This is a genomic window from Microcoleus sp., from assembly GCF_049646505.1.
Lineage (GTDB): Bacteria > Cyanobacteriota > Cyanobacteriia > Cyanobacteriales > Microcoleaceae > Microcoleus.
In genome coordinates this window covers 1-10,902 of record NZ_JBARVX010000532.1, presented here as the reverse complement: position 1 = coordinate 10,902, position 10,902 = coordinate 1, and the positions used below count along the sequence as shown (strand labels likewise).

7 protein-coding genes are annotated in these 10,902 nt (G+C 48.3%); 1 reads left to right on the top strand and 6 read right to left on the bottom strand.

Going from position 1 to position 10,902, the window contains the following annotated elements:
- Window positions 1-229 precede the first annotated feature (229 nt).
- Entirely contained in the window at window positions 230-1,210 is a 981-nt protein-coding gene (locus WBA89_RS25180; RefSeq protein ID WP_424410266.1) for an aspartate carbamoyltransferase catalytic subunit, read from the bottom strand.
- Between the two features lie 940 nt (window positions 1,211-2,150).
- Here WBA89_RS25180 and WBA89_RS25175 point away from each other — a divergent pair.
- Window positions 2,151-2,369, top strand: coding sequence for a DUF4327 family protein (locus tag WBA89_RS25175; protein WP_193973492.1), 219 nt, complete (start codon window positions 2,151-2,153; stop codon window positions 2,367-2,369).
- 140 nt (window positions 2,370-2,509) lie between these two features.
- Here WBA89_RS25175 and WBA89_RS25170 read toward each other — a convergent pair whose 3' ends face one another.
- The 5 genes from WBA89_RS25170 to WBA89_RS25150 form a co-directional block, all read right to left on the bottom strand.
- A complete protein-coding gene (locus WBA89_RS25170) occupies window positions 2,510-3,751 on the bottom strand; it encodes a protein kinase domain-containing protein (protein WP_424410264.1) in 1,242 nt (413 codons plus the stop codon).
- 460 nt (window positions 3,752-4,211) lie between these two features.
- Window positions 4,212-6,497: a serine/threonine phosphatase gene (locus WBA89_RS25165; protein ID WP_424410262.1), complete on the bottom strand. Its 2,286-nt coding sequence runs from the start codon at window positions 6,495-6,497 to the stop codon at window positions 4,212-4,214.
- A 270-nt stretch (window positions 6,498-6,767) separates the two neighbouring features.
- Window positions 6,768-9,335, bottom strand: coding sequence for a single-stranded-DNA-specific exonuclease RecJ (locus tag WBA89_RS25160; RefSeq protein WP_424410260.1), 2,568 nt, complete (start codon window positions 9,333-9,335; stop codon window positions 6,768-6,770).
- A gap of 255 nt (window positions 9,336-9,590) precedes the next feature.
- Window positions 9,591-10,406 (bottom strand): PD-(D/E)XK nuclease family protein, encoded by an 816-nt coding sequence (locus WBA89_RS25155; RefSeq protein WP_424410259.1) that lies wholly within the window; start codon window positions 10,404-10,406, stop codon window positions 9,591-9,593.
- A 109-nt stretch (window positions 10,407-10,515) separates the two neighbouring features.
- The gene (locus WBA89_RS25150; RefSeq protein ID WP_293210866.1) at window positions 10,516-10,824 is read right to left on the bottom strand and encodes a type II toxin-antitoxin system RelE/ParE family toxin; all 309 of its coding nucleotides are present in this window, start codon (window positions 10,822-10,824) and stop codon (window positions 10,516-10,518) included.
- Window positions 10,825-10,902 lie beyond the last annotated feature (78 nt).

The following is a 10,902-nucleotide window of genomic DNA, read 5'->3' as shown; positions in this document are numbered from 1 at the left end:
CATCGGCAAGTTATATCGTGGAGACCACGTAAAATTGACCGGTCGTTACAGAAACGGCTGGGCCCAACTCAAAGGTGGTGGCTGGGTTTCTACTGCCTGGATCAACTAATTCTTAACTAGATCGCTTTACATTTCTAGAAAGAGTTTTAATCGTTACCCGCTCCGACCGGGTAACGATTATATATTAAAGAGGCGATCGAGCCTGAATAGAATAATCGAATATCTGAAACTAAACTTTACCGCCGCCGATCAGATACAGTAAAGCCATCCGCACCGCTACGCCGCTGGTAACTTGCTGAGAAATCAGGCTAAACTGGGGATCGTCCATCAAATCCGAACTAATTTCCACGCCGCGGTTAACCGGGCCAGGGTGCAACACCTTCACATCCGGCTTGCAGAGTTTTAGCCGATCGCGCGTAACTCCATACAAAGAATGATACTCTCGTAAACTAGGCAGCAAATGCTGGCTCATCCGTTCCTTTTGCAGCCGCAAAGTCATCACAAAATCAGCATCGGCCAAAGCAGGTTCAAGCTGCCAGTGCAAAAATAACTTGCCTTCCCTACCATCGCCGCACTCAGCAAACAACAGCGGCAACAAAGTAGGCGGCCCGGCCAAATGAACCTCTGCCCCAGAAGCCGTGAGACTCCAAATATTCGACCTCGCCACCCGCGAATGCAAGATATCCCCCACCACAGCAATTTTTTTGCCCGCTAAAAGTTTCAGCCGCGGACGTTCGGTATCTAACAGAGAACAGATAGTAAATAAATCTAGCAAACCTTGGGACGGGTGTTCGTGCTGGCCGTCTCCAGCATTCAGAACGCTGACTCTCGAACCCAAACGATCCATTTCCGAAGCAATGGTACTGGGGACTCCAGCTTGTTCGTGGCGGATGACCATCAAATCCGTTCCCATCGCCAGATAAGTCTTAGCCGTATCCAGAATAGTCTCTCCCTTGGTCAGAGAAGAACTGCCGGGGGTAAAATTCAGCGTATCCGCCGACAGCCGCTTCGCCGCCAATTCAAAACTGTTGCGAGTCCGGGTAGAGGGTTCAAAAAACAAATTCGCGACCACTTGACCCTGCAGGGCCGGCACTTTCTTGGTGCGGCGGCCGAGCACTTCCTGAAAACTGGCCGCAGTTTGCAGCACCGTGTCGTATTCGTCGGAGGTAAAATCAGCCAGAGTAAGAATGTGTCGCCTTGTCCAAGTCATGCAATTTGAGATTTGAGATTTGAGATTTGAGATTTGAGATTTTAAATTTACTGAATCAGGACGGGCGATGGGTTGGCAACTTGCTTGCACGCCAGCGCCGGAGGGTCTGGAATGTTCGATCGACACTCGCGCGGATTCCGATTAACAGTATCCAACAATTTTTGACCAAAAAACTGGGCTCGTATCCAACAATTTTTGAGGATGGCTTTGTTATGTAATAGAGACATCAGCCGTAATGCGCGCTGAAAAAGTGAAGTAAGTCTAGCCGACAGATCCGATCCGGAACCCTGGTAGCAAAAATCCTCAATCTTGTATTAATATAGAAAATCCGAAATTGAAAACTCGATAAATCTCGCTGCAAAAGCCGTTGGACAGCCGGTGTATGCTTGGCAAGCAAGTACATTCGGCATCCCTGCTTCGCCAAGTATTATCGCGGATCAAAGGACGGTGAGTTTCAACACCTTTGCCGTCAGTAGAGCTATAATTAGTTTATGCCGCTCAGACCCCACTCTCAAAGCTTTCACCAGCGTCGAAGCTGAAACAGGTGCTTGAATCGCCCGAAAGCGGAAATTAGTCTGTAGCAGCGAAAGAGTAATTGCAGTTTCTCGTTTTCCCGGGCCTTGTCAACCAGCGACCTTCCTCGGCCTTGGCATCTGCTATGATATGTGGAAACGATCGAGGCGGCAAACTTCCCACTGCCGATCGACAGCATACAGTGCGACATTTCACTGATGATTAATTCTTTGAAGTCGGTCTTGACTATTCAGTCTTGCTTATAGGGCCTTGTCAAAACGAACAGTGTTAAGATACAAGTTGAATATGTAGCTTCCCGACTAAAATCTACACGTATCTTGGCTAGACTGTTCTTGGCGAAACTGCGATAAAGAGTGTGCGCTGGGAAGTGGTAATTACACAAGATTTAAACAATTCAAGAGGTATTATGAGCCAGAAGGTGATTCAGCCGATGGTTAAGTTCCAGCGTCAGGTGCATTCTCTCGTCACGTCTGACATTATCAAGCCGACAGACAGCATTTGGAAAATAGCTCTGCTTTATGGGGACGAATGGCCTTACTGGAAGCAGCAACTCCTAGAGTTTGATTTTTCTATGCAAGACCCTGTGAGCGAGTTGATAGCTGTAGAAGCTTGGGACGAGGAATAGGGGAATAGTTTTCAGTTTTGCTCCTCGGCACAGGCCAAACCGGGCATAGGAGGCAGAGGCTGAAAGGTTATGGGTAATAAACAGTCAACAGTCAACAGTCAACAGTCAACAGTCAACAGTCAACAGTCAACAGACTTCCCTTAAAGACAAGCTGCTAAAGCTCGAGCTAGTTGTTGAGCGGTTTGAAAGCGATCGCCAGGCTTAGCTGCTGTGGTTCGGACAATGGTCTCCCGCAACTTCGGGGCGATCGTCGGAATATTTTCCAGCTTAAACCCGTAACCTCGAGCTATTTTCCCATAAAACTTTTGAGGGCTTTCGGCCGTCAGCAAAAAAATCAAAGTAGGCCCAACAGCATATAAATCCGACTGAGGCAGAGGTTGTCCCCGGTCTTGTTCTGGTGCGGTGTAGCCTTCAACGCCGATGCGAGTGCCCGGAGGAGTGCCGATTTCTTTAACAGCGCCAAAATCCAGCACAGTAATGCAATTGTCCCGGTGCCGCACCAGCAAATTAGCAGGTTTAATATCCCGGTGGACGATCGGGGGTTTTTGAGAGTGAATGTAGTCCAAAATTTCGCAGGTTTGGATCATCCACTCGATCGCCTGTTGGGGAGCAACAGGCCCGCGGTTGTAGATGCGTTTTTCTAAATCCTCGCCGTGTAGCATTTCCATCACCAAGTATTTTTTCCCCCCTTCTACAAAAAAGTCAAAAAACTGAGGGATTCCCGGATGGTGGAGGGCCTTGAGAGTTTTAGCTTCACGTTCAAACAGTTCTTGAGCTTTGCCTATTTGAGCCATGTCAGCATTCATTTCCTTGAGGACTACCAGAGAAGCGGCCGGAGAACTTCCGGGTTTTTGAGCTTTGGCTTTTGCTCGATCCCAAGCTAAAGTCGTTGTCCCCATACCGCCTTGGCCCAAAGTTCGCAGCACTTGGTAGTGACGGATTGTGCGATCGACTTTAATCGGTTCGCCGCAGTGGATGCAGAATAAATTCCCCGGCGGGTTTCCCGCGTGGGTGCACCTCGGCGCGGTCGAATTGACGGTAGGGATCGCCTCAATTTTACCGCCGAGTTCAATAGTGACAGCTTGGAAATGCAGAGTTGGGCCGCCCCGCGCCAACTGGATCAGGGCACCGTCGGGTATCCAACCTTGAGGCACGAGAATACCGTTAACAAAAGTGCCATTTGTCCCGGAATTGACTAAGTACCACTGACGGTCGCTCTCGCTTTTAACTCTTTGCAATTCCAGGTGCTCCCGCGACACTAGAGCATTGGGGATCACAACGTGATTGTCAGGAGAGCGGCCGACCCGCACAATGGACTCGCTCTCGAAACTCCACTGTTGCAGGGGGGTCTGTTTTTCTGGATCTAAAAGAGTCAGCAGCATTTTCGACTCATAAGATTAATCTGCCACATAAGATTTATACAAGGTGGACAAGACTGACATCAAGGACACAGTTGAAACTTATTTTATTTCCTGCTTCTTTTTCGGGAGTCGGTTGCTTCCAGTCTACAGGCACGAATTGAGAAAGGCGTATCCTTAATAACCGATAATGGGATTGAGAGATCGAATAATCGCTGCGTTTTGCCGATCGAGCAACAGATTGTAAGACTCACAATCAAAAACTCGTTTTTTTAGCGGCATTAGTTGCTTGTGACCCGAAGCGCCACAAGTTTTTGATGATAGAAATTAACCACTTACTTAATTAAATCGCACTTCAGGTAAGAGGACAAAAAGTCTCGCCTTGCCCGGAAAAAACTGTTGCTGTTGGCGATCGCCCAACAATTACAGTTTAACCCTAGCCGGCCCAGGGCGCTGCCTTTGAAAAATTCACAGCATCCAAATTTTAAAATCGAAATGCGCCTACCTGCGCCCGAATGATAATTGCCGTGATATTGTCGTGACCGTTGCGTTTGTTGCCCAGTTCAATCAACTCGGCAACTGCCCGATCGAGATCGGCTTGGGGATCGAACAGGGGTTCGAGAACGCTAGACCAATGAGTTTCCAACAAATCATTATCTGTCAGACCGTCGGAGGCCAAAATCAATAAAGTATCTTCGCACAAGTCGAAAAACTGGACGTCAGGCTTGAGAAAATTACCGTCTCGCGGGCCGAGGGCTTGAGTTAGTTGATAGGCATCGGGACGGGAATAAGCAGTTTCCGGGTCAACCCCGCGCTTAATTTCGCGCTGGCCTACTTCGTGGTCGGAGGTGATTTTTTCTAGGGGCTGGCCCTTTCTGAGCCGGTAGAGGCGGCTGTCGCCGACGTGGGCCACGGCGAATTTGGTGTCTTGAAGTAAGACTGCGACCAAGGTTGTACCCATGCGGGCGCTGCCGGAGCGTCCGTCCTTTTGATTGATTTCAAAGATGGCTTTGTTGGCTAGCAGCACTCCTTCGCGGATGGTGTCGGCTTGGGGCAGTTGATTGTCCCAGCGGGTTTGAAAGAATTCTCTGAGGGTTTCAGCGGCCAGTTGACTGGCTACTTCTCCGCTGTCGTGTCCGCCCATGCCGTCGCAGAGAATGTAAAGCCCTTTGGTTTTAAAGATCCGACCGAAGCAGCTTTCGAGTTTGTCTATCTGAGTCCAGATGCTGAAGAAGTCTTCGTTGTGGTCGCGGGTGCGGCCGACATCGGTGAGGCCTGCGTCTTCCAAGCTGTACATCAGGAGCGGCATGGGCTGGGTTAAGACTTCGCCAGCGTCGGGGGGCGAGCTGTCGGGGATGCTGTTTTGGAAACGGGTGGGGGTTAGGGTTGCTGGAAGTGCGGCTTGGAGTTCGAGGGGAACGGTTTCTAGGCGCGATCGCAATTCTTCGATGGTGTTAATATCGCCTTTGTACATTTCTTGCAGCAGTTCGAGCAATGCGCCAAACTGAGTGCGACCGGACTGGTTAAATATCGTCTGCCACAGTTGCCCCAAGTCTATTAGTTGCAGGTTTGAGCCGGCGGGTTCGGGATAGAGGTATTGCAGCCGCAAAGAGGCAAAGGAAAAGGAAGAGTCGGGGTTGATTCGCAAATTTGTTAGTTCCAGCAAGCTTTGGCGGCAGCGCCAGGGTTCGAGGGCTGCCCACAGTTCTGTCATTTCGTGCAGCCAGTACACAATTTGCTGGGTGGAAGTTTCCGGCTGACTCCACCGTTCTACCAGCAGCGGCCATTGCGAGCAGTTTTCTAGCAGCAGCACTGCCTGTTTGTTGTCCGACCAGCTATCGTGAATGACTGGCAGGTTGTGAGAGAATTGCCACCGGAGTGCCAGATAAGGTTCGGCTATGCCTTGGCAAAGCTCTGCTAAGGCTCCGTTGGTCGAATTTTCTCCGTCTTTGATTGCTTTGTAGGGAGAAGTTCGTTTGGCGACGCTGGCAGAGTTGGCTGCTAGCATTGCTTTGAGCGGTGACATTTGCAGCGGCTGAGTGTCTAATACTTTTACTGCTACTGTGTCTGAGGGTTTTCTCGCCGGCAGGGTTTCTAGGAGTTGGTAGCGCTGCTGGCTGTCTAGATAATCTCCTGCGGGTTGAGAAGAAATTAAATATTCGGCTTCATTGGGGACGGGGATTTCTGGGGATCGGTCAGATGCGACCTCTGGCTTCTCTGTTGTTTGTTGGGTTGGGTCGGGCTGCGGTGCGGCGGTGAAATTGTTTTCAGATGGGGTTATTTCGCTCTCTGGTGCTGCTGTAGAGCTTTTTTGGTCTGTTTGCAAGGATGCTGGGACGATCGCCTCCACGATGTTTTCTGGGTCAATATTTTCTGGGCTGTTGAATTCGGCAGCATCGGGCTGCGGAGAAGTTGGTGCGGTGGCTGTTATTGCGGAGCCGGCGGTAATTTCTGTTTTAATGGGGTTGGCGATCGGTTCGGGAGAGTTTTGGGCTGATGCGATTTCTGGAAGGTTGTCGGTTTTTTGGGCAAGTTCGGCTGGGGGTACGGTTGACTCGTCTAGCTCGACTGCTGGAAAATTCGATCGACCGCAGATAATCGCCCGCCACACTTGACCTGTTGCGGCTCCGCAATTTTGACAGACTGCGGCGCTAACTGCGACTTGGGCGCCGCATTGGTGGCAAGGTTTGTGAATTAAGGAATTTCCGCATTGTTGACAAAACTTGTTTAGATTGGGATTTTCAAATTGGCAGCGGGGACAGAGGATCATAGGGGTTTTAAATTGGAGATATGCGATCGGCACAAAGCGGTGGGCGAGTTTTGGGTTTTAGTCTGTGAGCTATCGCTTTTGAGTTTTGGGCGTGACTCGCAACGGATAACTTCCATTGTGCTATGCCTTATTTTATCGGCATCGATTGATAACTAAGATATTTCTTAGAACTGAGATGTTGCACCGGCGTCAGGAATATCTCTGTCAAGCGATCTCCACAAAAACATTTCTCGCTTCCGAATGCAATTTAGATGGACATCAGCTTATCAGTCACAAGGAATTTTCTGTATAATCTTCTTGGAAAACGGTCTCTCGGGCGATCGACACAATGGTGGAAAGGGGTACTTCACAAAAATACTTCCTCCGGAATTGTTCTTCAGAGACTGCTGCTAAGAATTGCGCTGCAAAACCGACTGCTGGCGGAGAATTTTGTTCTGGGAATTGGGTTGAGGGGCTAGAGAATAAGGGTTTGGATGTGTTCTCTCCCATTTTTCTGGTTTCTGGTTGTCTGGTGATGTGGAAAGCTCGATCGCGGTAATTGACTTGGAAACCGAGATGTTTTAGGGTTGCGAATCCCCGCCGCAGAGATGTGTCGCCGATGTTGAGTTTTTGGCTTAGTTGTTGTCTGGTGACAGGTTTGTTGGTGCGGCTGAGGTATTTGGCGATGCCGATTAGCTGTTGGCAGATTTGCTGCGGGGGTACTGGCGGAGGTAAAGTGTAGGCGATCGCGAGTTTTTTCTGAGTGTGCTGTGCTTTCCGAAACCAGATCCGCAGTTCGTCCCAGCTTGCGGGGCATTCTTTGAGGATAATCCAGTTTTCGCGATCGGCTATTTCTGAACTGTCAACTAGATTTTGGGCCGGCATTTGAGATTCTAAGTTTCCGCCAACTGCTAACAACTCTTCATCCTGATTTATCTTGCGCCAGTCTACGATCCAATCTATTTTAGTCAGGGCATTAAATTGTTTGTCATCCGCGCATTCCCGCACAGAAATCAACCGCACTTCATAGTCCGACGTGTAAGTATTGAAATCAAGTTCGACAGTAGCATCGCACCGCCCTTCGGGAATTTCGTCTCGGTAGTGTCCCCACCAAATGCCGGCAAATCCTGTATCGCTAGATTCATCCCAAATATCAAAAGAAGTTTTGATATACTTTACTTCTTTTCCTTTTAAATCTTTAATATTTTTATTCCAAATATTCTTAAACCAGCAGTTTTCTATCAACATTTTTGGTACCGGGTTGCCCATGCCGCAGGGTTCGAGCAATTTTAGTTCTTGAAATAACTCTTTCCCTAATTCGGCTACAGTAATTTTCAAGTCGGCTTGAACCGGGGCTGCTGTTAAACTATCTGTGCTGTACTGTAGTCGGAGTTGTTGATTGACAGCATCCGTAAATAGGGGAATATTTTCAACGGGAAGACTCAATCCGGCGGCGAAGGGATGACCGCCGAATCTGTCCAATAAATGCGCTTGGGCTTTGACTAATTTGTAAAGGTCTATTTGATTGGCGGAACGCGCCGAACCCCTGGCAATTTTAGCTTGGGGATTTGGGATTTGGGATGGGGAAAGTGTTTGGGCTTCGGGGTTAAAAGAATCGACAACTTGCGTTTCCCGAAGACTTTGGTTGATTTCTTCGCTGCCTTCGGTGCAGAATAAAATTACCGGGCGGCCGTATTCTTGGGCGATTTGTCCTGCTACTAATCCTAATACTCCTACGGGCCATTGGGGGTCGCTGAGGACAATAACGGTAGTCGTTGAAAGGTCGAGTTTAGCTAGTTTTTCGGCTGCATCTTTGGCAACATCTTTTTGTAAAGATTTGCGTCTGGTGTTGGCAATTTCGGTTAAATTTGCTAGTTCTTCGCAGCGTTTTTTGTCGCGGCTGGTGAGGAGTTCTACGCAGAAGCGGGCGTCGCCTTGAATGCGGCTGACGGCGTTGATTCTGGGGCCGATGCCGAAGGAAATGTCGGTTGGGCGATCGCCCGATCTTTTGCACAAATCGAGCAATTTTGCAACTCCCGGACGGGTGGGATTGTTGATTTGTTTTTGCAGTTGTTCTATGCCGATTTGTGCTAGGTAGCGGCTGTCTCCTGTAAGTTGGACTAAATCGGCAATTAAGCCGATCGCCACTAACTCCAATAAATCTGTGAGCGGGCGCTGCGGAATATCCGGCAATGCGTGATATAATGCTTCGATTAATTTGTAAGCTACCGCAACACCGGACAGGTTAAACAGTTGGTGGTTAGCCGGAAAGTAGCGGGGATTGATAATTGCTGTCGCTGGCGGGCGATCGTCCGGCAATGTATGGTGGTCGGTGATAATTGTATCTATGCCTAAACCTGTGGCATATTCGATTTCGGCGATGTTTGTACTGCCTGTATCGCAGGTAATAATTAAGCTAATTTCAGATTTTGCTAAGTTGTCGATGCCGGGAATATTGAGTCCGTGAGATTCAGTTAAACGGTTGGGAATATAATAAATTAGTTGGTCGTTTTGAGCAAAAAATTCTCCTAATCCGTCCCAAAGAACCGAGGTTGAAGTTATACCATCGGCATCGAAATCTCCCCAAATAGCAACTTTTTCGTTATTGTTTCGTGCTTGCTGGATTCTGTCTGTAGCCCGGTGCATTTCTTGCCCGAATTCCCACGGACTTGCTGGTTGATAAAGTTTGGGATTGAGAAAACCCGGTATTGCTTCGGGGTTTTGAATTCCTCTATACCAGAGAAGTGCGGCGGCATAGTTTCCGGGGAGTTGTGGTGCGTGTTTTTTGACAGCTTGGATCAGCCAAGCTGGAGGCTGGGATAAAGGTTGATTTTGCAAATTTTGAAGTAGTTCTGTCATTGGTTATTTCATGAATTCCTGTAGGGGCGGGTTCACCAACCATCTTTCATTCACATCCACAATATCTATAAACCCGCCCCCACTGGGCGACTAATAGTGTCACTGGTGTGTCACTGGTTCCCCGGCTCTGCCTGGGAACCCATTTCCAGAGGCTCTGCCTCGCTTACGATAGGGAAAATTGGAGGCAGAGCCTCCGTATTGGCGTTACCAGGCAGAGCCTAGTAACGAGTAAAATTTGGGGGGCTTGTTTATATATTAAATAAATATTTCGTCGATTATAGCAACATTTGGCAGCCAATTTGCGGGAGTTTCTGCAGGAAAATTTGGTGAAAAAGCTTGGGTGTCTTCTGTGCGGTTGCAGCGAGTGGCAAATTGACAGGAAGCGCAAAGATTTGAACTAATGTCTACTTGCGGGAAGAATTCGCCGCCTGCGGAATATCGCTGTCGCCATTCGGTTAGCTGGCCCAATATTTGGGTTAAATCTTGTTTTGTGCGATCGTGTTCTGTTTGGTTGTAGGAAAATGTGAGTTGTTGGGGCGGTTCTTCTCCTTGCAATTGTACGAACCAGTATGTCATAGAAACTTGTTCGGGGGAATAGTCGCTGGTTTCAACTAAGACGTATAAATATAGGCGAGTTTGCCAACTTTCTGCTATCCATTTAGATTTTTGAGGGCGGGGATAGGTTTTCCAGTCGAGGATTTGGGCTGTGTTGGGTTCGGCGATTAATAAGTCGTAGATAACTGTGAATAGGTAGTCTTGAAAAATTAAGATGCGCGGATGTTCGGCTTGGCGAAAAATGCGATCGCTATTTTCACGATCCGCGAAAAGTTCGGGGGCGGCGTTGATAAAGGCTGCCACGCAGCGTCCGAGTTCGGGATCTTGTTGCATGATGGATTCAATGGGAAGTCCGAGTTCTCGCTGCTGCATCAAGAGGTGAAAGTGGCTGCCCCATGCGAGTTTTTGTTTTTGTTCTGGAGAGGCGGTAGTGGCGAGGAGTTCTAGGTAGCTGTATTGAAATTTGCGGGCGCATTCTTTGAGGATTTTGAGTTGGGTTTGGGAGAGTCGCAGCATTTTTGAGGTGTGATTTTTTTGTTTGTGGGTAAGGTTTTGTTATGTAAATTATGAAAATCATTAATTCTTCCGACTGCGAAATCATCTATTATTTTTAGATAGATTTACTTCAATCATCAGCATCAATAAATAGGGCTGACAAATCTCGATAACCACTGACAAATCGAAAGATTTCTACATCCTGTCCGATTGGCATATAGAGTATGAGATAGTTATCCATCGGGAGACTGCGTAGGCCTGGTAAAATCTCGTCTCGTTGTCGTCCAAGCTTGGGAAACTGAGCAATTTTGGCAAATTTTTCGTCAAGCTTGCTTAAAAAGCGATCGGCTTTATCGAGTCCCGATTGACTAGCGATGTAGTCTGCAATTTGCTCGATATCTTGAATTGCGGGTTGAGTGAGGCGAAATTTTGGAGTCATGCTTCTGATGAAGTGTAGCGCGATCGCAAATTAGCGCGGATTTGTGCCATTGCGGTTGCACCGTCTACGACTTCACCG

What these genes read in the sequence shown, in the direction of transcription:
- WBA89_RS25180 (WP_424410266.1), bottom strand. Translation starts at nt 1,210, where the DNA reads ATGACTTGGACAAGGCGACACATTCTTACTCTGGCTGATTTTACCTCC.
- WBA89_RS25175 (WP_193973492.1), top strand. Translation starts at nt 2,151, where the DNA reads ATGAGCCAGAAGGTGATTCAGCCGATGGTTAAGTTCCAGCGTCAGGTG.
- WBA89_RS25170 (WP_424410264.1), bottom strand. Translation starts at nt 3,751, where the DNA reads ATGCTGCTGACTCTTTTAGATCCAGAAAAACAGACCCCCCTGCAACAG.
- WBA89_RS25165 (WP_424410262.1), bottom strand. Translation starts at nt 6,497, where the DNA reads ATGATCCTCTGTCCCCGCTGCCAATTTGAAAATCCCAATCTAAACAAG.
- WBA89_RS25160 (WP_424410260.1), bottom strand. Translation starts at nt 9,335, where the DNA reads ATGACAGAACTACTTCAAAATTTGCAAAATCAACCTTTATCCCAGCCT.
- WBA89_RS25155 (WP_424410259.1), bottom strand. Translation starts at nt 10,406, where the DNA reads ATGCTGCGACTCTCCCAAACCCAACTCAAAATCCTCAAAGAATGCGCC.
- WBA89_RS25150 (WP_293210866.1), bottom strand. Translation starts at nt 10,824, where the DNA reads ATGACTCCAAAATTTCGCCTCACTCAACCCGCAATTCAAGATATCGAG.